Source organism: Fulvimarina pelagi HTCC2506, from assembly GCF_000153705.1.
GTDB classification, from domain to species: domain Bacteria; phylum Pseudomonadota; class Alphaproteobacteria; order Rhizobiales; family Rhizobiaceae; genus Fulvimarina; species Fulvimarina pelagi.
Genome location: NZ_DS022272.1, coordinates 2,404,519 through 2,424,798, shown reverse-complemented (window position 1 = coordinate 2,424,798; position 20,280 = coordinate 2,404,519). Strand labels below are relative to the sequence as shown.

Here is a 20,280-nt window from a genome sequence, read left to right as displayed (position 1 = left end):
TAGCGTTCTGATCCGGCTTAGCGAGGACGGCTTCATGATCGTCGGGCCAAAGCGCTGCATAGGGACCGTTCGGAGAAAAGAAATCGCCCAGCGCCGGTTTTATCGCAACTAGGTGCTCCTCCAGCGTGGCGTGAAGCACTTCTATCACCTGCAAGAATTGCATTCTTCAGATATGTTCGTGTCACACTCATCAAAGGCACGAGCACGATGGATTTCGTCCCTCTCATCGAAGCGATCGGTGAACCGAACACGATCATTCTCGGCGGAGCGGTCATTGGTGGTCTGTTCGGCTTTGCCGCGCAACGCAGTGAATTTTGTACGCGCTCGGCCGTACTCGATGTGGTTCGGGGTCGTGATCTAAAGGCGCTTGCGACGTGGGCGATCGGATTCGCCGTGGCCGTGCTGGGCGTTCAACTGCTTCTCAGCTACGGATATATCGATGCCCGCGAGACGCGTTTCTTCTCGACGGCGCAATCGCTATCAGGCGCGATCGTCGGCGGTCTTGCCTTCGGCGTCGGCATGGTTCTTACGCGAGGCTGCGTCTCGAGGCTGCTCGTTCTCTCCGCGTCTGGCAATCTGAGGGCGATCTACGTTTCCCTCGTCGTGGCACTGGTGGGGTTTGCTACATATGCTGGCGTTCTCGTGCCGTTGCGCGACCTCGTCGGCAGCTTTTGGAGCACGAGCGCGATCGGCGGCAACGATCTTCTCGCCCATCTCGGGACCGCCCAGGAAACCGGTATAGTCGTCGGCGGGGTGCTGCTGGCGGCCGCATTCGTTATTGCCACAAAAGTGCGTCTCTCCTTCTGGAAGCTGATTGGCGGGGTCGGCGTCGGTCTCAGCATCGTCGCCGGATGGTATTTCACCTACACCCTTTCCCTTCAGGTCTTCGATCCGATCCAGGCGGAAAGCCTTTCCTTCATTCGGCCGCTTGCGACGACGGGCGCAATGGCGACCGCATCGGGCGATCCGGCCGGGCTCGATCAGGGCGTTCTTGTCGGTGCGCTCGTCGCGGCCTTCCTCGCCTCCGTCCTCTTCGGCGGCTTCCGTATTCGGACGTTCTCGGAAGAGGGTACGCCCTCATTGCTACGCTATACCGTCGGTGGAGTGCTGATGGGCTTCGGCGGTATTCTTGCGGTCGGCTGCACGATCGGCGCCGGTTTCACAGGTGTCTCGGTTCTCGCAGTGTCTTCTCTCATCGGTCTCGCCTCCATGATCTCCGGTGCTGCGATCGCCGATCGTTTCGTCGATCGGCCCACGGTCGAGACCACTACGAGAAATGTTTCGACGTCCACGGTCGAGGCTAAGCCGGCGCGCTGATGTGCGATGCCGAAACTCGTTCGGCGAGCCTGGAACCGTACCTGCTCGTAGGACAGAATTAGACCCGGCAATCTATCGGACGCCGGGCCTTTCAGACTGTCGGGGTCGCATCAGAATCAGGTTGCGAACATGTCCTGCGTGATCGCGTCGTACCATGCAATGGACTCTTCATAGGTCGCCTTGCGAATCTCGGCCGTTTCGTCCTGCTGGCTCACGAAGTCCGCAGTGGAGGTAATCTTCCCGTCCACTGGCGAATATTGTGCACCAACCTTCACGCCGTTATCGGTTTGGATCAGGCTCCAGCAGGTGTTGGAGTACTTCGCCGGAAACTTCCGAGTGTCGGTAAGATCGGCCCGCACGGCGTTGGCGCAGACTTTCGCCTGGCTGTTCGCGGAAAAGGCGCTCTTCGGCATGTCGCCGGCGATCGTCGCATCGCCGAGGACGAAGATATTCTCATCCATCGTCGAGCGCATGCTTTCAGCGTCGATCGGGCAGAAACCGCTGTCGTCTGCAAGCCCTGCTTCGGTCGCAATCGCTCCCGCCTTTTGGGCCGGCACGATGTTGAGAAGCGCGCCTTGAAAGGTGTCAAAATCCGTCTCGACCGTGCCGGCTTCGACGTCGACCATGGCAACGCCGCCGTGGATCTCGGGACCGATCCACTCGACCATGCCGGGATACTCGGCTTGCCAGCCGTCAGTGAAGAGCACCTGTTTGGAGAAGCTCGGTTTCGGATCGAGGATGATGATCCGCGAATTGGTGAAACCCTTTTCCTTCAGTACGTGCGCCATCATCGAGACACGTTCATAGGGGCCGGGCGGGCAGCGATAGGGATTAGGTGGCGGCACCATGACAATCTGGTCGCCGTCCTGAAGCGCATCGAGCTTTTCTTTCAGAAGCTGCGTTTGTGGGCCAGCCTTCCAGGCATGGGGAGCTGTCTCGGCCGCTTCTTCGCTGTAGCCGGGCACGGAGTCGTAGATGAGATCGATCCCGGGCGAAACGATCAGACGATCATAGGCGATGCTCGAACCGTCTTCCATGGAGACGGTTTTAGCCTCGCGATCGATCCCGGTCGCGCTGCCGGTGACTTTGTTGACGCCCATCTCCGAGAGGGCGTCCCAGTTATGGGTGATCGAGTCGAAATCTCGGAAACCACCGAGGTACAAGTTGGAATAGAAGCAGGTGGTGTACTGCGATTCACGATCGATCAGCGTAATGTTGAGCGTATCGCCGGCTGCGCGCAAGAGTTCATGAGCGGCGGATGCGCCGCCCGCCCCGCCGCCGATGATCACCACCTTTGGCTTGGCACTGCGATTTTGTCCGAAGGAAAGCGATGGGACGGCGAGCGTGCCTAATGCGGTCGCGCTCATCACCATGAACTGACGTTTGGAAAATAATGTCATCTGTTCCTCCTTTGTATGATGGAAACGCCGCCGAACCGGGCCGGCGGCAGCAATACTCCTTGCTAGTTGCTTGCGAACCAAGCAGCCAGTGAAGCGATCTCTTCGTCGCTTTTCGTGGCCATGGTTGTCTGCATCACCTGATTGTCTCGATAGCCGGTGCGGTATTCGACCATGGCCCGAATGAGATCTTCGCTGCTGCGGCCAACGAGCTGCGGGATCTCCGCATCCGGATCGGCATGGGAGGAGTGGCACGTTGCGCATTCCCCCGCGAGATATTCGCCATACTCCTTGTCGACAGGAGCCGCAATTACTTGCTGGATGGCCTTCTCGACCTTCTCATATCCGCCTTCGGCGAAAGCCGGCGACGTCAGAGACTGATGCACGGTCAGCATAACTGCCGCACCAAACGCTGACATCGCCACGAAACGGCATAGCGTTCCAGAAGTCTCCTCCATCGAGACTTTGGCCCTCCCAAGCCATCTCTCAGTTTATCGATATGCGAGCGGATCGTGTCGAAGCGGAGCCAATACTTCGGAAGGTAAGTCTTGCAAATTCGATATCTGTTTGAAAGCGAATTGTTCGGCGGCCGAACGGGAACGGGGTTCCGATCTTCTGCGCTCATGCGCTAGCAGCTTGACCTTATTGCTCAAATGCAGGCAACCCGTCGTAACCACGCTGAATGCGGGTATTAGACTGCAGACATCTTGATTGGGATCGACCATGCGACTGGGCGGCCGGCTGTCCGCAGCCATCGACATTCTGACCGATATCGAGGCGAGACACCGTCCCGTCGCGCAGTCACTGAAGGATTGGGGTATCAGCCATCGCTTCGCCGGTTCGAAGGACCGTTCGGCAATCGGCAATCTGGTCTACGACGCGCTTCGGCGGAAGCGTTCCTACGCGTACAGGATGGGCGAGGATACGCCTCGCGGCATCGTAACGGCGGCAGCGCTCGACGGCCTTGGTCTCGATGCAAGTGAGCTCTTGGCCGCACTCGAAGGCGACAGGTTCGCGCCGAATCTGCCGGATGAAGACGTCATGGATCGGTTTCTTGGACGTGACGCGTCCGGTGCGCCAGACGCCGTCGCGGCCGATGTACCGGACTGGCTGGCGCCGAAACTCCAGGCTCTCTTTGGCGATGCCTGGGTGCGGGAAGCCGCCGCGTTATCCGATCGCCCACCGCTGGATCTACGTGTGAACACGTTGAAGGCGGAGAGGGCAAAAGTGATCGAGGCGCTGAAGCCGTTCGCAGCAAAAGCTTCCGAGCTTTCGCGGACCGGTATTCGCATCGCTCCAATCGCGGGCGATGGACGGCACCCAAACGTTCAGGTGGAAGCCGGCTTCCAAAAGGGCTGGTTCGAAGTTCAGGACGAGGGCTCTCAGCTCGCTGCCGCCCTCTGCGGAGCCCAACCCGGCAACCAGGTGCTCGATCTGTGCGCGGGCGCCGGCGGCAAGACGCTCGCACTGGCCGCCGCCATGGAGAACACCGGTCAGATCCATTCCTATGACGGCGATCGGCAACGTCTTGCGCCAATATACGAGCGTTTGAAGCGGGCAGGCGTTCGGAACGTGCAGGTGCACGATCCTCGCGCCGATCTCTCCGATCTCGAAGGTGCGATGGATATCGTTCTTGTCGATGCGCCCTGTACCGGGACCGGTACCTGGCGTCGGCGCCCGGACGCGAAGTGGCGTCTGTCCGAAGCCGCGCTCGAGAAGCGAGTCGCCGAGCAAGATGCGGTGCTCGATCAGGCCGCGCGTTTCGTGAAACCGGGCGGCCGGCTGGTCTACGTCACCTGTTCGGTGCTGCCGAACGAGAACGGAGATCGAATAAGCGCATTCTTGGAACGCACCAACGGCTTCGTTGTCGACGAACTTGGAGAGGTCTGGGTTGGTCTCGTACCGGGAAGCCACAAGGATGGGATCCACCGCGTTTCAGTGGGTGAGGGAACAGCACTAACGATGACGCCGGCCACGACCGGCACGGACGGTTTCTTCGTCTGCGCGATACGAAAACAGCCTTGATGGCATGGTTTGCGCTTCCCCTTTTCATTCTCCTTTCGCTTGGCGGTGGCGGGCTCGTCGGGCTCGCCGTTGAGACTGGCGGCTGGTACGCGGCGCTCGAAAAGCCGGGTTTCAACCCACCCAACTGGGTCTTCGGTCCGGTCTGGACGACCCTCTATATTCTAATTGGCATCGCCGGCTGGCGGGTCTGGCGCATCGGCGACCAGCCCCTTCAAGGCTTATGGTGGACGCAACTCATTCTCAATTTCGCCTGGACACCGATCTTCTTCGCAGCACAGCAGTTGCTTGTCGCTTTCGGCGTCATCCTGGCACTCGACGCGATGATCGTCGTCTTCGTTGTGAATGCGTGGAGAAACGAACGGATCGCTGCTTTGCTGTTCCTGCCCTATGCGCTTTGGACGAGCTATGCCACGATCCTCAATGTAAGTTTGTGGTGGATGAACGCATGACACTAGATGAGGCCGTCCCGTTGACGGACCTGGCCGGGCTTCCGGTCCTTTTCGTCATGGCAGCCGATGCTGAATATGGCGATCACCTGAAGACCCGGATCACGCCTTTGATGACTGGCGTTGGTCCAATCGAGTCGGCGCTCGGAACGGCGATCGCGCTGGAGCGGTTGCACGCGGAAAACCGGCTTCCGAAACTCGTCGTCTCGCTGGGATCGGCGGGGTCGCGTGTTCTCGAGCAGGGCGAGATCTATCAGGTTTCGTCCGTGGCCTGGCGCGATATAGACGCCTCGCCCCTAGGTTTCACCAAGGGCGTGACCCCGTTTCTCGACCACCCTGTCCACAGTGAACTGCCGACGCCAATTCCCGGCTTTTCTACGGCACGGCTATCGACCGGAAGCAATATCGTGTCGGGAGCCGCCTACGATGCGATCGATGCCGAGCTCGTCGACATGGAGAGCTTTGCCGTCTTGCGCGCCTGCCAACTCTATGGCCTTCCGCTGATCGGCCTGCGCGGCGTCTCGGACGGCGCTGCCGATCTGCACCATTTCGACGACTGGACCGTGCTCCTGCACGTGATCGACGAGAAGCTCGCGGCCGCCGTCGATCAGCTGAAAACCGAGATAGGCGCGGGGCGCTTAAACGCCTTACTGAAAGTTGTCTGAGCTCATCATCGAGAGCGGCAGCGGAGAATTCGTTTCTGGCAAGGGAGTGATCGTGTCTTGCGTAGTCGCGACAGGCGCCGGCGGCATCGGGGCCTGCAGTGCGTCGACCGTGCTGCCGCTATAGGCACTCTGACTTTGGTTCGGCGTGGGCGGCATCGCTTCGGCGACTGCGGGACCTTGTTGCGACTGGAAAGCCGGCGCCGTGTCGCAATAAACGATCGCGCCCCATTTCTGGACGCGCTCGTTCAGATAAACGTCACGGCCGTATTGCTGCTGGAATTGCGGCGAAGTTCCCGCTTGGCAAAGACGCTCGCTGGCGACTTCCACCACCACGGCCCGCGCGACCGCTTCGTGCTGAGGTGACCCGATCGAGATGCCTGGCGACGCTACCCGCACGAAAGATTTCTGAGGACCCGCGCCCGCTCCCGGCTGGTTCCAGATATCGACCGTGAACGGGTTATACTTGGTCTGGCTCGCCGAGGTGTACTGGAATTGCTGCGGCGGCGCCGCCGCCTGAATCGACGTAGCGGCGTCTTTCAGCACATCGCCCGTACCGTCGGTCTCGCAGGCGGCGAGGGCGAACGGCAATAGCGCGGAAAGCGCGAGAGTGGCGGTGAAGCGCGACGACAAAGGCCAATAATCTCCAGTAAAGACCGATTTTCCACCGGCTTGAGGCCGGCCCATCCCGCGCGTGTTGCACCGCATTCGTGGAAACACTATGGCATGCTCCATGACAGCGCTCCCCGATACCGTTCTTATCGTCGATTTTGGCTCACAGGTCACACAGCTGATCGCTCGGCGCGTGCGTGAGGCGGGTGTTTATTCCGAGATCGTGCCGTTCCAGTCGGCCGAGGAGAGTTTTCGCAAGTTGAAGCCGAAAGCGGTGATCCTTTCGGGTTCGCCGGCCTCCACTGGGGACATCGACTCGCCGAAGGCTCCGCAGGTGATCTTCGACTCCGGTCTGCCTGTACTTGGCATCTGCTACGGCCAGATGACGATGTGCGTGCAGATGGGCGGCAAGGCAGAGCCCTCGGATCACCGCGAGTACGGTCGCGCGTTTCTCAACATCGAGAAGGACTGCGCTCTCTTCAAGGATCTCTGGCCGGCCGGAACGCGACACCAGGTCTGGATGAGCCATGGCGACCGCGTGATCCAGATGCCGCCGGGCTTCGAGATCTTTGCCAAATCCCCAGGGGCGCCATACGCGGTCTTCGGGAACGAAGAGCGCCGCATGTACGGCTTGATGTTCCATCCGGAGGTCGTCCATACGACCGACGGCGCGCAACTGATCGCCAATTTCGTCCACAAGGTCGCCGGCCTCAAAGGCGACTGGACGATGGCCGCCTTCCGCGACAAGGCGATCGCGGAAATTCGCGAAAAGGTCGGCGACGGCAAGGTGATCTGCGGGCTTTCCGGCGGCGTCGACTCCTCGGTCGCCGCGGTGCTGATCCACGAAGCGATCGGCGACCAACTCACCTGCATCTTCGTCGACCATGGGCTCCTCAGGCTGAACGAGGCCGAGGAAGTGGTGTCGATGTTCCGCGACCACTACAACATCCCGCTCGTCCACGTTCAGGCCGAAGACACCTTCGTCGACGCTCTCGAAGGCGAGATGGATCCGGAGGTGAAGCGCAAGACTATCGGCCGGCTCTTCATCGAGACCTTCGAGGCCGAAGCCAAGAAGCTCGGTGGAGCCGATTTCCTCGCTCAGGGTACGCTCTATCCGGACGTGATCGAGAGCGTCTCCTTTACCGGCGGCCCGTCGGTCACCATCAAGTCGCACCACAATGTTGGCGGGCTCCCCGAGCGCATGAACATGCAGCTCGTCGAACCCTTGCGCGAACTCTTCAAGGACGAGGTCCGGATCCTCGGTAAGGAACTGGGGCTCCCTGAGAGTTTCGTCGGCCGCCAGCCTTTCCCGGGGCCGGGCCTTGCGATCCGCTGCCCCGGCGGCATCACCCGCGACAAACTGCGCGTCCTGCGCGAGGCCGACGCGATCTATCTCGACGAAATCCGCAAGGCGGGGCTCTACGATGCCATCTGGCAGGCCTTCGCGGTGCTGCTGCCCGTCCAGACGGTAGGCGTGATGGGCGATGGACGCACCTATGAATTCGTCTGCGCCCTACGCGCCGTCACCTCCGTCGACGGGATGACGGCCGATTTCTATCATTTCGACATGGAGTTTCTCGGCAACGCCGCGACTCGCATCATCAACGAGGTCAAAGGCATCAATCGGGTGGTCTACGACGTAACGTCGAAGCCGCCCGGGACGATCGAGTGGGAGTAACTTCGCGGTCAGCCGAGCTATTTCATCGATCCGGTGTTTCGGTAGACGAAGCGCTTTGACCTTTCCAAGTCCGCACCGATCGTGAAATGAGGCGACGATAGCCAGAGGATATCCGGTGTAATGCGATGAGGCTCCTTTCCATCGGCGAAGTGATGATCGAGATGTCCGGCGGCTGGCATGGAAGCAGTGAGAGCGAGGCCTGGCGCCTCGGATTTGCAGGCGATACGCTGAATACGCTCTGGTATGTGCGCGCCGGACTGGATCCGGAGCGTGACGAGGCTTCCTATTTCACGACGCTCGGCGACGATGGCTTCTCGGATCGGATAGCGGAGTTTCTCGGATCAAACGGCATCGAAATCGGCGCGATCCGCAGAATCCCGGGCAAGCGGCCTGGTCTTTATCTCATCGAGCAGAAGGATGGCGATCGACGCTTCACCTATTGGCGCGACACGTCCGCCGCGCGGCAACTTGCGGATGACGAAGACGCGCTTAGGCAGGCGATAGCGAGCGCCGACTGCATTTATCTCTCAGGCATCACGCTCGCCATCCTCCCGGCAGCGGGGCGTGCGTTACTTGTTGATCTCTGCGGTGAGGCGAATTCGGCCGGCAAGACGGTCGCCTTCGATCCCAATATTCGCCCGGCGCTCTGGTCGGGTCTCGAAGACGCACGGGAGGCGGTCATGCGGCTCGCCGCGGCCGCGACGATCGTCCTGCCGAGCTTTGACGACGAGACGGCGGTGTTCGGCGATGCCGATCCGCAGACGACGATCGAACGTTACCGGGCCGCCGGCGTCGCTGAAATTGCGGTCAAGAACGGCCCCCATGCCATCGCGTTTTGCTCCAACGACGAGGAAGGAACGGTCGATGCGCTTCCGAACGTGAAGCCGGTCGATGCGACGGGCGCTGGTGATTCCTTTAACGGCGCCTATTTGGGTGCGCGCCTCACCGGGGCTTCGATGCGAGAGGCCGTCGAGGCCGGACGCGATATGGCGGCGCGGGTGGTGGGTGTACACGGCGCTCTCGCCGACTTTGCCGATCCTTCGGGCCGCTGGAGTGCAAAGCGCGGGTAATATCTGCAACGGTCGAGAGCGAGACTCGCCCGCCGGCTGCTACCCTCTAGGTTCCTACCCATTGCCGAATGCCCGCAGGTGACCGGGTCGGCACGATCTCAAAGACCAAGGGGGAAACCATGACCATAGCAGTCGGCGATCCGCTGCCTAATGCTTCGTTCCGCACCAAGACGGCCGACGGGATGAATGACCTGTCGACCGACGACATCTTCAAAGGCAAGACGGTCGTTCTCTTCGGCGTCCCCGGCGCGTTTACGCCGACTTGTTCCATGAACCATCTGCCGGGCTTTCTCGACGAGAACGCGGAAATTCGCGCCAAAGGTGTCGACGAGATCGCCGTCGTCTCCATGAACGATCCCTTCGTCATGGCCGTTTGGGAGGAAGCGAAGGAGGCATCAGGAAAGATACTCTTCCTGTCGGACGGAAACGGCGAGTTCATCCGAGCCGCCGGTCTCGACGCCGACCTGTCGGCCGCCGGCATGGGTACGCGATCCAAACGCTTTTCCATGATCGTGAAGGACGGTGTCGTCTCGTCTTTGGCGATCGAGGATTCTCCGGGAGAAGCTGAGAAGACCTCCGCGCGCAACATCCTCGCGCAGCTTTGAGAAACCTGTAGCGCACGGATCGGCCTCATTTTTGGGGAGGCACAGTCTCAGCTGCCGAGCGTCGCGATCATTAGGCTGGTTCCGGTGAGGGCCGTGGCCGCCACGAGGAAGAAGGTGCGGTTCCAGTAGGTGCCGACCCTAAAGGCTGTGGTGTGTCCCAGGCGACCGATCAGCATCGTCGTCGCCGTGAAAGGCGAGGTCGCGCCGGCCAGCGCCCAGCCGGCGGTGATCGCACAGACAACCGCTTCCGGCGCGACGCCGATCGCGTCCGGCGCCGGCAGGATCGGAGCGAAAAGCGAGACCGACAGGATCGGATTCATGCCGAACTGCCCGAAGAGCGGGATCAGCCAAACCGGGGCCGCGATGATCACCCAGGTTGGTAGTGTCGAGAGATCTAGGCCAGACCGCTGCAGGACAGGGACCGCCAGAGCTGCGCCCAACGAGCCGATAAAGCCGGCCATGATTAGGAGCACCACCTCCGAGCGATAGGACGGGATCTCCGTCAAGGCGAAGTTGTATAGATACGAGCGAATGGTCTTTGCCGGCTCGGCCTCTTTCTGCGCTTCGATGACGAGCCACCCGAAGGCGACAATCGGTATAAAGAGCATCACCACCGTCACGACCCGAAAACCAGTCGCGAGCTCCAAAAGGCCGACCCCGAAAAAGATCAAGAAAAGGAGAAGGAGAAGCGGTTTCAGGTCGCGGATCGATCCCCTCGATTTAGCGGGAGCGGGGCGGGGTCCGCTTAATTTCGGCTTCACGATCGTATCGAGAGTCCATCCGATCCCGGAAAAGATCAGGGCGTTCATGATCGCGAGGCCAGCCGCCGAGGACCAACTCGCTTCCGGAATGATCGAGGTCGTGATCGCCATGGCGAAAGCCAGCGGCGACCAGAGAAGGGATGCGCAGAACCCACGCTGGACTGCCAGCAACATGCGCTTGTTTCGAATCTCGCGAAGCTCTTCGTTCGGTTCGCGGCCCGCGATGCTCTCGGTAAGGCCACCCAGGAGTTGGATCGCTCCATAATTGAGGACGAGCGCGAAGAGATGGCCGCCGCTGGTAAGCGCGAGATAGCGTTTACCCGGCGGTTGGCTCGCGAGATATTCTCCGCATCGGATGATCGACGGGGAGATCGCAGCAGGTGTTCGCAGCGTCGCGAGCGCGACGAAGAAGGTCGCGATGAACGCGCCCTGACCGAGGGCGGCGAGCAGGAGAGCCGACCATTCCGTCCGCGTCGCAACCGCTATTGTAGTCAGCGCGAGCCCGATCACCACGAACATACGGCGCGACCAGGTGGCACTAGGCCATGCCAAGGCGAGAAACACGGCGACACCGAACGCCGCTAGCATCCCGCTGCCGGGCACGGCGAACCAGTCGCGAAATATCGTGAAAAGGGCCGTCGCGAGGAGCGCCAGACCAAGAATGCGGTTGGGAACTTGGATGGGAGGACTTTCAGAACGTGGCTGCGATCGTACCCGACGACATAGCGCGTAGGCCTTGACCGGGGAAGCGAAACGCTTCGCGCGGCGCTAGCGAACTCGCGATGATGCATCATTGCGCCTGTCTCTAGCCGGCGCTAAGAGCCGCTCATGATGCTGAATGTCGTTGCTTTCTATCGGTTCGTTCCCCTCGACGACCTGCCGCTCCTGCGGGAAACGCTACTCAAATTCTGCCAGGCGGAGGGTTTGCGCGGAACGATCCTCATCGCGAATGAGGGAATCAACGGGACCGTCGCAGGTCCCGATCGCGGCGTTCAAGCTTTGGTCGATTGCCTTGATGCCATCTGTAAAATCTCGCAGGGAGAGGTGAAGCGGTCGCACGCGGCCGCCTGGCCCTTCATGCGCATGAAGGTTCGCATCCGCCCCGAAATCATCACCATGCGTGCACCGGAAGCTGATCCCAGTGTCCGGGCCGGCACCTATGTCGAGCCGGTTGATTGGAACGAATTGATCGCCGATCCGGAGGTGCTCCTCGTCGACACCCGCAATCGCTACGAGACGAAAGTCGGCACGTTCGAATGCGCGGTCGATCCCGGCATCGAAAGCTTCACGGAGTTCAAGGCCTATGTGGAAGCGGAGCTCGATCCGTCGAAACACCGGAAGGTCGCGATGTTCTGCACGGGCGGCATCCGCTGCGAAAAAGCCTCGAGTTTCATGCTCGCCCAAGGCTTCGAGCAGGTGTTTCATCTCAAAGGCGGCATTCTGAAATATCTCGAGGATGTTGCGCCGGAAACGTCCCGATGGAACGGTGAATGCTACGTCTTCGACGACCGGGTCGCCGTCGGCCACGGTCTCCAAGCCGGGTCATGGATCGCCTGCTATGCCTGTGGCGAACCCCTGTCCGAAGACGAGACGCGCTCGAAGAGCTACGAGCATGGTGTTTCCTGCCCGCGGTGCGTAGACAGGCTAACGGATGAGCGAGCCCGCTATCTGCGCGCCCGCCACCAGCATAACCTGTCCGCGAAAACACTGGACGAGCGGTCCGTTTGACGGGATCTCATCCCGCGGCCGATCGCCTCTCAAGCGCTGCTGTTTCGGGATGATCGACGTCGATCGAATTCGCGGCGACCTCCGAGAACACGTTCCCGACACCGATGAGGATGGGCCGGTCGACGCCAATCCGCTCCACGATCTCGCCCAACCGGTCGATGCGCCCGACGGCCCGGGTCTCGTCGTCGCGGCTGAGATTGGCGGCGACCGCGACCGGCGTCTCGGCCGGTAGCCCTTCCTGCATCAACCGGTCGGCGATCTTCTGGGACATACGGCCGCCCATGTAGAAGATCGTCGTCGCGCGCGGACCAGCGAGCGCGGTCCAGTCGACGTCGTCCGGGAGTCCGCCCTTCTTTGAATGACCAGTCACGAAACGCAGCTGCTGGGCGTGATCGCGATGGGTGAGGGAAATGCCGAAGGTGCTGGCGAGCGCCGAGGCGGCCGTGATCCCAGGCACGATCGCGTATGGGATCTTGCGACGTTTCAATTCGGCCAGTTCCTCGCCGGCCCGGCCGAATATGGAAACATCGCCGGACTTCAGCCGCACGACCGATTTGCCGGCCTCCGCGAACTCGACCATCATTCGATTGATGTCTTCTTGCTTGCAGCTTTCGCGGGCGGCGCGCTTGCCAACGAGCATGCGTTTGGCCTCGCGGCGGGCGAGCTCCAGAATGTCGGACGAGACGAGATCGTCGAAGAGGATGACGTCGGCGGCCTGAAGCGCCCGCACGGCTTTGAGCGTCAGGAGTTCCGCTTCACCCGGACCTGCGCCAACTAGGGTGACCATACCAACCTTGGAAGAACTGGCCGCGATCGTCCGGATCGATTCATCGAGCTCGGCTTCGTCTTGAGGTGGCGTGGTCTTGAATGCAGCATCCGAAAAGCGCTCCCAGAACGACCGACGCTCCGCGCCGGGCGCGAGGCGCAGGATCACGCGGTCGCGCAGCCGCGCAGCCGCCTCCGCCCATTCCTGAAGACTTGGCGGCAGCAGCGTCTCGATGCGCCGTCTTGCGGCCTGGCCGAGGATTGGCGCTGCACCGGCCGTCGAAATGCCGACGACGAGCGGCGAGCGGTTGACGATCGACCCGAAGGTGAAGTCGCAATAGGCGGGTTTGTCGACGAGGTTCACCGGCACGCCCGCCGCCTTTGCCGCACAGCGGAACGCCTGCGCCTCGGCTTCGCTCTCTACGTCGCCGACCGCCACTGCTGCACCGGCGAAGATGTCAACACTCCAAGGCCGATCGAGATGACGGATCTTCTCATCAGCCGCCTTTGAACCGATAAAGTCGGCCATCTCGTCGCTGACTTCGGCCGCGGGAATGTAGATGTCGACAAATGCACCGGTCGCGGCGAGAAGTTCGGCTTTCCACGCTGCACCCGGGCCTCCACCTGTCATGACAACGCGTTTGTTCTTCAGCTCGAAAAAGACTGGGAGTACGGCGAGCGGCCCCATTCGATCCGGTCGCTTAACGAAAGCCGTCCCAGACACCTCCGACGTGGAAGAACCGCTTCCGCTGCGGCCAGCATGGACCGTCAGGCCATCCCGCCGTTGTGATGGTTCTGTTTGAAGCGTCATCGAAGTCCTCGACGTCGAAGTTGAATAGTCTCCCTGTGAATAAGACCGATAGCACCAGCCGGCTAGGTGCAAATTTCGCTGTTTGAGGACGCGATGAAATTGGTCAGCTCAAAAGCGGGCGTCACTTGGAAAGTGTCACCGGATTGGTTTCTTAGAGGGTCGGTCGCTTCGAATGCCACTGCCGCCACCGTAAAAACCGTTTGGAGAGGCGCCGGTTTCACTCAAAGCCCGAGACCGAGAAGCGATTCGACCGTCTTAAAGGACGATCCGAAGACAGGTTGATCATTTCGCTTTCGCCTCGTGTCTTCAGCGTCGGTCCAAGATCCCAAACAGATGACTTGCTGAAGGCATTCAAGTTCTCGCCCTCTGGCTGTCTCGGACTCCGTCACAAGCGCCGGGGTCTACGAGATGTACAACACTCAGGCTCTGGGCGAATGTGATTTTCCCCTTGAGTTTCGACTTTCGCTTTGCGGGCATGCCGCGCCAAAGAAGGGTAGTTTCGTAAAGTGACGATGCTGACACGATGCTATGCTGCGGCATTTACTTTTAGTGGCGGCTGTCTCGACTGCATCATCTTGAAACTGTCGCAAAACGCTGCCACCTTGGGGTTGAGCCGGTGGAGAAAGATCGTCCGGCTCCGCGGTCTTCGAGAAAGGGAAAACGACACTGAGACCAATGGCTGAAGCGAAGAGCGGATTTTATCCGGCTGCTTCCGAAACGCCCGCCGCCGAAGAATCGGACGGACAGGCCGTTCTTGAACACGCGCTGCGGAGCCTCGAAGACTCCAAGGGCGAAAACATCGTTTCTATCGACATGAGAGGCAAGTCGGCGCTGGCCGATCACATGGTGATCGTTTCGGGGCGCTCGCATCGTCATGTCACTGCCTTGTCCGACCATCTCCTCAAGGACCTCAAGGACGCTGGCGTCAAGACGCCGAAGGTCGAGGGCCTGCAGAATGGCGACTGGGTCCTGATCGATACCGGCGACGTCATATTCCACATCTTCAGACCGGAAGTCCGGGAGTTCTACAATCTGGAAAAGATGTGGACCGTCGGCAGCAACCAGTCTGCAGAGACTGTGCACTGACGGACCATCTGGAAGAGGCGGTGTCCGAGACCATGGTTTGCCCGCGGACATTTGGCACAAGCGGGTAAAAAGGGTCGATGTCCTTGAACGGGCGATCGCGGCCGGATGGTTCTGGCTGATGCGGATCTCTATTGCAGCGATCGGGCGCCTCAAACGAGGACCTGAGAACGAGCTCTTCGAGCGCTATGTCGACCGGCTTAAAAAGGCCGGTCCGCAGGTCGGTCTTGAATGGCAAGCGCTATCGGAGTTCCCCGAGTCGCGCGAACAGGATGCGAAAGCAAAAAGAGCCGACGAGGCCGCACAGTTGAAGGCGGTGGCAGGGGAGGGCGCAAGACTCGTCACTCTCGATGAGCGCGGTAGAACATTAACCTCTCAAGAATTCGCCGAGATCCTCGGCGCTTGGCGCGATGACAGTGTGCGCGACTGCGCGCTTGTCATTGGCGGACCGGACGGGCTCGACGGCGGTTTGCGTCAAAGTGCCGATCTCGCACTCTCGCTCGGACGGATGACCTTTCCTCACCAGATTGCCCGTATTCTGCTCGTAGAACAACTCTACCGGGCGGTCACGATTCTCGCCGGCCATCCCTACCATCGTTCCTAACTTCCGATGAGACTGCCGTGCTTCGCGCACAACGGGGTTCGATTTTTACGCGCGAAGCGCCCTCCGGTCATTGCCTGCACATGGTTGATGCGTTGTTAATGATTCATCGTTTCAATCCGGGCAGGATCGGCAGGTGCCGAGGCAGGTCCAGGAAGTTCCAAGGTCGGACAAAGGCGGGGAAGGGAAGCGAGGTACGGGTTGAAAGGACGGTCGACATCTGATGCGCCGCGCCGGACCCGCCTGCTCGGGGTGATCCTGCTCGCCTGCGTCTTTATCGTGACACACTATATTCCGCCGAGCGCCCGTGCGGAGGAGGGGCCCGGAGACCAACTTCTCGTGGTCGCCGCGGATGAAACGACCGATTCTATAGAGACCGCTGCCCTGCAGCCCACAAGATCCGCCGTCCTCGAACGCCAGCGTCGGCAAACACTCGAGGAATTGAGGACGATCGCTTCCAATTCAGAGGTGACCGAAAAAGTACTCTCTCGGCTAGACGACGAGATTCGGTCGCTCAGAAACGACCGCAACGAAATCCGTGAGGCCATGATCGAGGCGGCGGAACGTCAGAAGCAGGCAAGCAATAAACTCGACGAACTGGAGGCGCAGATTGAGGATCTGTCGTCGCAGGAAGGAGACCTAAAGGCATCGCTCGCGGAACGACGAGCGCTGCTCGCCGAGGTTCTCGCCGCTCTACAACGACTTGGTCGAAAGCCGCCGCCGGCATTGTTGGTCAAGCCCGAAGACGCTTTGGGCTCGGTGCGCAGCGCCATTCTCCTGGGTTCTGTCGTACCAAGCCTTCGGGACGAAACCGTCGTTCTTCTGGCCGATCTTGAGAAGCTAGACGCGGTCCGGGATGAACTTTCCGTGCGCATGGGTAGCTTTGGCGACGAACTTGCGTCCCATCGCCGCGAGGAAGAGCGCCTCAAGCGTCTCGCTGCCAGAAAGGTATCGCTGGAAGAGAACAATCTTGAGCGTCGCGATACCGTGAAACGGCGAGCGGACAAACTCGCTGGCGAGGCCGAAGATCTGAAAGGCCTGATCGCCGCCCTCGACGAAGACGTTAAGACTGCGCGCATGATCGAGGAAGCCGAGCGCAAAGCGGCCGAGAAAGCGCGCGCCGAAGCCGCTGAGAAGGCCCGTCAGGAGGCGCGTCTCGCCCGAGAACGTCAGATCGCCGCCGAAAAGGCGAGGGTAGAGGAGGCTGAGCGTGTAGCGCGTCTTGATGCCGAGAGGCGGGCGGCAGAAGCGGAACGCATTGCGGATGAAAAAAGGGTCGCTGAGGCCGAACGCGCGGCCGAGGCGGAGCGGGATGCCGAGGCGAAGCGGGTTGCTGCGGCCGAAGCCAGACGTCTGGCGGATGCGGAGGCTGCAGCCGAGCCTGAATCCGAGCCGGAGTCCGCGGATGCTGGAACTGTAATCGTGGCGGAAGCAGAGGGTGAAGATGACACCTCATACGAGGTTGCTGCGCTCTCTGCGGACGATGATCCAAAAACGCAAAGCGAGACAGAAGTTTACGACATCGAGGCACTGCGCAGCCGCATTCGCTTTCTCGAACCTTCCGCCCCATTTTCGACAATGAAGGGGCGTTTGTCTCGCCCGGTTGCAGGGCGGCGTTTAATTGGGTTCGGTGAACGCGACGATATCGGGCGGGAGACGACCGGTGCTTCATATGCCTCGCGCTCAGGCGACGTCGTGACCGCGCCGGCCGATGCCAAAGTCTTGTATTCCGGGCCGTTCCGGTCTTATGGTGAGGTCTTGATCCTAGATGCAGGCGACGGGTATCATGTCGTCTTGGCAGGGATGGATCGGATAGATGTCGACACCGGCCAGTTCGTTTCGGCCGGAGAGCCGATCGCCGCAATGGGTTCACGGCGCCTCGCGAGCGTCAATGCGACGGATTTCGGTACGGAGGGCCCCGCCCTTTACGTCGAGTTCCGAAAAAACGGAAGACCGGTCGATCCATCCGCATGGTGGACGGATTGAGACCTTGGGAAGGACGGGGAATGTTTCGTAAGCTTTCGATACTCTTTGCCGGGGCATTGATGGGAGCGGCGGCGGTGACCGTCGCTGGCCAGAGTTCCGGCGTTGCGAACGCTGCAGGCTCTGACACCTATCGGCAGCTCGCGATCTTCGGCGACGTCTTCGAGCGCGTCCGCGCCCAGTACGTAGAAGAGCCGAACGACCAGGAACTGGTCGAGAGCGCCATCAACGGCATGCTGACCTCGCTGGACCCGCATTCCAGTTACATGAACGCGAAGGAAGCGCAGGACATGCGCTCTCAGACGCGCGGTCAGTTCGGTGGTCTCGGCATACAGGTCACGATGAAAGACGAAGTCGTTCTCGTCGAAGGTTCGCCCTTTGCCGAGTCGCCTGCTGAAAAGGCCGGTATCCTCTCTGGGGATCTCATCGTAGAGATCGACGGCGACCAGGTGCGCGGTCTGACGCTCTCCGAAGCCGTCGACAAGATGAAGGGCGAGATCGGCACGGATGTGAAGCTCACGGTCGTGCGCGAGGGCGCCGAGAAGCCGCTTCGCATGACGCTGACCCGCGATCTGATCACCGTCGAGTCGGTGAAGCACGAAGCGATCGATGATGTCGGCTACATCAAGGTCAACAGCTTCAACGAGCAGACCACGGTCGGTCTCGAGGAAGCTGTGCGCGAGATAAACGCGGAAGTCGGCGACGATCTGAAGGGTTACGTCCTCGATCTGCGTTCCAACCCGGGCGGCCTCCTCGACGAAGCCGTGTCGGTCTCGGATGCCTTCCTCCAAAAGGGCGAGATCGTCTCGACCCGGGGTCGCAACGCCGACGAGACTCGCCGCTACAACGCACGTTCCGGCGACGACATCGACGGCAAGCCGCTCGTCGTGCTCGTCAACGGTGGCTCGGCCTCCGCGTCCGAGATCGTGGCAGGTGCGCTGCAGGATCAACGGCGGGCGACCGTCGTCGGCTCGCGATCCTTCGGCAAGGGTTCCGTGCAGACGATCATCCCGCTCGGATCGGCCGGCGCCATGCGTCTGACGACGGCGCTCTATTACACGCCGTCGGGCCGCTCTATCCAGGGCCGAGGCATCGATCCGGACATCATGGTCGAGCAGCCGCTGCCTGACGAGATCAAGCGCCAGATGGGCCTTGACCCTGAAGAGGAGATAAGTCGAGGCGAATCTTCCTTGCGTGGCCATATCACGGGCAACGAAGAGACCGACGAGGGTTCCGGTTCGTCCAGCTACGTGCCGCAGGATCGCGAAGAGGATCTTCAGCTGAAATACGCTCTCGATCTACTGAACGGTGTCGAAACCAATGCGATGTTCCCGCCGAAGGAACAGGCCAAGGTCGACACCAATTCGTCAGCGGATACGGCAGCGAACTGACCGCTCTGCCCACCGACACGGTATTCGATCGGCTCGGATGTCTCATCCGGGCCGATTTTTTGAGAGGACGTCGAGCCGTCCGCCGAAGACCCCATCGAGATCAGCGAGCCCCGCGTCAGCCTTGACCGCTAAGCTCTGCGGCCATGGACGCGATTTTCTCTCAACCCTTGAAAGCGAATGCCCGTTCGCCCCGACGTAGCCTGCGGCCGACGCGCGCTGACTTAGGGCTCGGCACCGTGGCTGTCATTCTGATTGCGCTGTCGCTCTATCCCGCTTGGTTCGATCGGATCGATCGTCATCCCTCCGACGCGTCCGGAACGGTGGAGTTGGCGGGGATAGATCAAGTGGCGACAGGTGGCATATCCAGCGTTCGCGGAACCGCAAAACAGATCGATATCGACGCAGCCCTCAATGAGCGCGCGCGGCGCGAGACGACCGAACTCCCCTACCAGCCGGCGAACATGGAAGTGCGCGATCTCGGCGATATGCGGCAAGCTATATCGGTCGCTCACATGCCGGACGACGCTTTCATCGAGGACAGCGAATATGGTCTACTTCCGGTGCGCGCCGTCGACGGGCGTAGGCCCTTCGACGTCTATCGCGGCGCGTCGCCGTCGCGGATGGGGCCACGCGTCGCCATCGTCGTCGGCGGCCTCGGAATCAGCCAGTCCGGCACGCTGAGTGCGATCAGGAACCTGCCGTCGGAAGTGACGCTCGCCTTTGCGGCGAACGGCAACAGTCTCGCGCGCTGGATGCAGGAGGCGCGGCGCGGCGGACATGAACTGCTTCTGCAGATGCCGATGGAACCCGTCGGCTACCCGACGAACGATCCGGGTGACAACACGGTCACCAGCGAACAAATGAATGCGGAGGACTTCTCCAGCGTTCTTGCCTCGCTCGGACAGATGACGAACTATGTCGGCGTCATGAATTATCTCGGCGGTCAACTGACCTCCGATGCAAGTGCCCTCCATCCGTTCATGAGCGAGCTCGCAAGGCGCGGCCTCATGTATCTCGACGACGGCTCATCGGCGCGCTCCGTCGCTGTCGATCTCGCCGAAACGACGTCGATACCTGCCGGTGCCGCCGACCTTGTTCTGGACGACGTTCAGGACGCCGGCGAGATCAGCCGCAGGCTCGATCAGCTCGAACAGATTGCCCGGACTAGAGGCCACGCTATTGGCGTCGCTTCTGCCTTCGAGACGACGACGTCCGTTATCGGCAGCTGGATTCGTGAAGCCGAACGGCGCGGCATCACGGTGACCCCGGTTTCTTCGGTCGTTAGGGATCCGGAGGGACGCTGACGCGCCTTTAAAGGCCGCCCGATGTGGCTCCGGGCCTTTGA

General features: G+C 61.0%; 18 protein-coding genes. 13 read left to right on the top strand and 5 right to left on the bottom strand.

Annotated elements, in window-relative coordinates:
- Nucleotides 1-207: 207 nt before the first annotated feature.
- On the top strand, nucleotides 208-1,317 hold the full coding sequence (locus FP2506_RS11355) for a YeeE/YedE family protein (RefSeq protein ID WP_007067630.1): 1,110 nt from the start codon (nucleotides 208-210) through the stop codon (nucleotides 1,315-1,317).
- A 116-nt stretch (nucleotides 1,318-1,433) separates the two neighbouring features.
- Here the strand turns inward: FP2506_RS11355 and FP2506_RS11350 are convergent, their stop codons facing one another.
- Together FP2506_RS11350 and FP2506_RS18045 are read right to left on the bottom strand one after the other, a co-directional pair.
- Nucleotides 1,434-2,717 (bottom strand): NAD(P)/FAD-dependent oxidoreductase, encoded by a 1,284-nt coding sequence (locus tag FP2506_RS11350; RefSeq protein ID WP_040489107.1) that lies wholly within the window; start codon nucleotides 2,715-2,717, stop codon nucleotides 1,434-1,436.
- Nucleotides 2,718-2,779: 62 nt separating this feature from the next.
- Complete coding sequence (locus tag FP2506_RS18045) at nucleotides 2,780-3,172, bottom strand: c-type cytochrome (protein ID WP_007067628.1); 393 nt, start codon at nucleotides 3,170-3,172, stop codon at nucleotides 2,780-2,782.
- Between the two features lie 265 nt (nucleotides 3,173-3,437).
- Here FP2506_RS18045 and FP2506_RS11340 point away from each other — a divergent pair, with 265 nt between their 5' ends.
- Genes FP2506_RS11340 through FP2506_RS11330 form a run of 3 tightly spaced genes read left to right on the top strand, consistent with a single transcriptional unit; the run spans nucleotide 3,438 to nucleotide 5,850 of the window.
- The gene (locus FP2506_RS11340; RefSeq protein WP_007067627.1) at nucleotides 3,438-4,739 is read left to right on the top strand and encodes an RsmB/NOP family class I SAM-dependent RNA methyltransferase; all 1,302 of its coding nucleotides are present in this window, start codon (nucleotides 3,438-3,440) and stop codon (nucleotides 4,737-4,739) included.
- On the top strand, nucleotides 4,739-5,188 hold the full coding sequence (locus tag FP2506_RS11335) for a TspO/MBR family protein (RefSeq protein WP_007067626.1): 450 nt from the start codon (nucleotides 4,739-4,741) through the stop codon (nucleotides 5,186-5,188). The genes FP2506_RS11340 and FP2506_RS11335 overlap by 1 nt, the downstream gene beginning before the upstream one ends.
- Nucleotides 5,185-5,850 (top strand): 5'-methylthioadenosine/S-adenosylhomocysteine nucleosidase, encoded by a 666-nt coding sequence (locus FP2506_RS11330; RefSeq protein WP_007067625.1) that lies wholly within the window; start codon nucleotides 5,185-5,187, stop codon nucleotides 5,848-5,850. The genes FP2506_RS11335 and FP2506_RS11330 overlap by 4 nt, the downstream gene beginning before the upstream one ends.
- On the opposite strand, the gene FP2506_RS11325 is transcribed toward FP2506_RS11330, so the two are convergent.
- On the bottom strand, nucleotides 5,833-6,393 hold the full coding sequence (locus FP2506_RS11325; RefSeq protein WP_148227549.1) for a hypothetical protein: 561 nt from the start codon (nucleotides 6,391-6,393) through the stop codon (nucleotides 5,833-5,835). The genes FP2506_RS11330 and FP2506_RS11325 overlap by 18 nt on opposite strands.
- A gap of 187 nt (nucleotides 6,394-6,580) precedes the next feature.
- Here FP2506_RS11325 and guaA point away from each other — a divergent pair, with 187 nt between their 5' ends.
- From guaA to FP2506_RS11310, 3 genes are all read left to right on the top strand, one after another.
- The gene (gene guaA / locus FP2506_RS11320; RefSeq protein ID WP_007067623.1) at nucleotides 6,581-8,137 is read left to right on the top strand and encodes a glutamine-hydrolyzing GMP synthase; all 1,557 of its coding nucleotides are present in this window, start codon (nucleotides 6,581-6,583) and stop codon (nucleotides 8,135-8,137) included.
- A gap of 125 nt (nucleotides 8,138-8,262) precedes the next feature.
- Nucleotides 8,263-9,207 carry a sugar kinase gene (locus FP2506_RS11315; protein ID WP_007067622.1) on the top strand — a complete coding sequence of 315 codons (945 nt, stop codon included), beginning with the start codon at nucleotides 8,263-8,265 and terminating at the stop codon, nucleotides 9,205-9,207.
- Between the two features lie 119 nt (nucleotides 9,208-9,326).
- Nucleotides 9,327-9,812 carry a peroxiredoxin gene (locus FP2506_RS11310; protein ID WP_040489106.1) on the top strand — a complete coding sequence of 162 codons (486 nt, stop codon included), beginning with the start codon at nucleotides 9,327-9,329 and terminating at the stop codon, nucleotides 9,810-9,812.
- A 47-nt stretch (nucleotides 9,813-9,859) separates the two neighbouring features.
- Here the strand turns inward: FP2506_RS11310 and FP2506_RS11305 are convergent, their stop codons facing one another.
- Entirely contained in the window at nucleotides 9,860-11,176 is a 1,317-nt protein-coding gene (locus FP2506_RS11305; RefSeq protein ID WP_148227548.1) for a hypothetical protein, read from the bottom strand.
- Between the two features lie 225 nt (nucleotides 11,177-11,401).
- Between FP2506_RS11305 and trhO the strand changes: the two genes are divergently transcribed.
- On the top strand, nucleotides 11,402-12,301 hold the full coding sequence (gene trhO, locus FP2506_RS11300) for an oxygen-dependent tRNA uridine(34) hydroxylase TrhO (RefSeq protein WP_007067619.1): 900 nt from the start codon (nucleotides 11,402-11,404) through the stop codon (nucleotides 12,299-12,301).
- A 7-nt stretch (nucleotides 12,302-12,308) separates the two neighbouring features.
- Here the strand turns inward: trhO and cysG are convergent, their stop codons facing one another.
- Entirely contained in the window at nucleotides 12,309-13,754 is a 1,446-nt protein-coding gene (gene cysG, locus FP2506_RS11295) for a siroheme synthase CysG (RefSeq protein ID WP_007067618.1), read from the bottom strand.
- Between the two features lie 798 nt (nucleotides 13,755-14,552).
- Between cysG and rsfS the strand changes: the two genes are divergently transcribed.
- The 5 genes from rsfS (at nucleotide 14,553) to FP2506_RS11265 (ending at nucleotide 20,239) form a co-directional block, all read left to right on the top strand.
- A complete protein-coding gene (gene rsfS / locus FP2506_RS11290) occupies nucleotides 14,553-14,963 on the top strand; it encodes a ribosome silencing factor (protein WP_007067617.1) in 411 nt (136 codons plus the stop codon).
- 118 nt (nucleotides 14,964-15,081) lie between these two features.
- On the top strand, nucleotides 15,082-15,564 hold the full coding sequence (rlmH, locus tag FP2506_RS11285) for a 23S rRNA (pseudouridine(1915)-N(3))-methyltransferase RlmH (protein WP_040489787.1): 483 nt from the start codon (nucleotides 15,082-15,084) through the stop codon (nucleotides 15,562-15,564).
- Nucleotides 15,565-15,762: 198 nt separating this feature from the next.
- Nucleotides 15,763-17,547: a murein hydrolase activator EnvC family protein gene (locus FP2506_RS18040; protein ID WP_007067615.1), complete on the top strand. Its 1,785-nt coding sequence runs from the start codon at nucleotides 15,763-15,765 to the stop codon at nucleotides 17,545-17,547.
- Nucleotides 17,548-17,567: 20 nt separating this feature from the next.
- The gene (locus tag FP2506_RS11270; RefSeq protein ID WP_040489104.1) at nucleotides 17,568-18,935 is read left to right on the top strand and encodes a S41 family peptidase; all 1,368 of its coding nucleotides are present in this window, start codon (nucleotides 17,568-17,570) and stop codon (nucleotides 18,933-18,935) included.
- A gap of 236 nt (nucleotides 18,936-19,171) precedes the next feature.
- Entirely contained in the window at nucleotides 19,172-20,239 is a 1,068-nt protein-coding gene (locus FP2506_RS11265) for a divergent polysaccharide deacetylase family protein (protein WP_187289045.1), read from the top strand.
- Nucleotides 20,240-20,280: the final 41 nt, after the last annotated feature.

Excerpts from the sequence above, each read along its gene's own strand:
- FP2506_RS11315 (WP_007067622.1), top strand. The coding sequence starts at position 8,263 with ATGAGGCTCCTTTCCATCGGCGAAGTGATGATCGAGATGTCCGGCGGC.
- FP2506_RS11330 (WP_007067625.1), top strand. The coding sequence starts at position 5,185 with ATGACACTAGATGAGGCCGTCCCGTTGACGGACCTGGCCGGGCTTCCG.
- FP2506_RS11355 (WP_007067630.1), top strand. The coding sequence starts at position 208 with ATGGATTTCGTCCCTCTCATCGAAGCGATCGGTGAACCGAACACGATC.
- guaA (WP_007067623.1), top strand. The coding sequence starts at position 6,581 with ATGACAGCGCTCCCCGATACCGTTCTTATCGTCGATTTTGGCTCACAG.
- rlmH (WP_040489787.1), top strand. The coding sequence starts at position 15,082 with ATGCGGATCTCTATTGCAGCGATCGGGCGCCTCAAACGAGGACCTGAG.
- cysG (WP_007067618.1), bottom strand. The coding sequence starts at position 13,754 with ATGGGGCCGCTCGCCGTACTCCCAGTCTTTTTCGAGCTGAAGAACAAA.
- FP2506_RS11310 (WP_040489106.1), top strand. The coding sequence starts at position 9,327 with ATGACCATAGCAGTCGGCGATCCGCTGCCTAATGCTTCGTTCCGCACC.
- FP2506_RS11340 (WP_007067627.1), top strand. The coding sequence starts at position 3,438 with ATGCGACTGGGCGGCCGGCTGTCCGCAGCCATCGACATTCTGACCGAT.
- FP2506_RS18045 (WP_007067628.1), bottom strand. The coding sequence starts at position 3,172 with ATGGAGGAGACTTCTGGAACGCTATGCCGTTTCGTGGCGATGTCAGCG.
- FP2506_RS11335 (WP_007067626.1), top strand. The coding sequence starts at position 4,739 with ATGGCATGGTTTGCGCTTCCCCTTTTCATTCTCCTTTCGCTTGGCGGT.
- rsfS (WP_007067617.1), top strand. The coding sequence starts at position 14,553 with ATGGCTGAAGCGAAGAGCGGATTTTATCCGGCTGCTTCCGAAACGCCC.
- FP2506_RS11270 (WP_040489104.1), top strand. The coding sequence starts at position 17,568 with ATGTTTCGTAAGCTTTCGATACTCTTTGCCGGGGCATTGATGGGAGCG.
- trhO (WP_007067619.1), top strand. The coding sequence starts at position 11,402 with ATGATGCTGAATGTCGTTGCTTTCTATCGGTTCGTTCCCCTCGACGAC.
- FP2506_RS11350 (WP_040489107.1), bottom strand. The coding sequence starts at position 2,717 with ATGACATTATTTTCCAAACGTCAGTTCATGGTGATGAGCGCGACCGCA.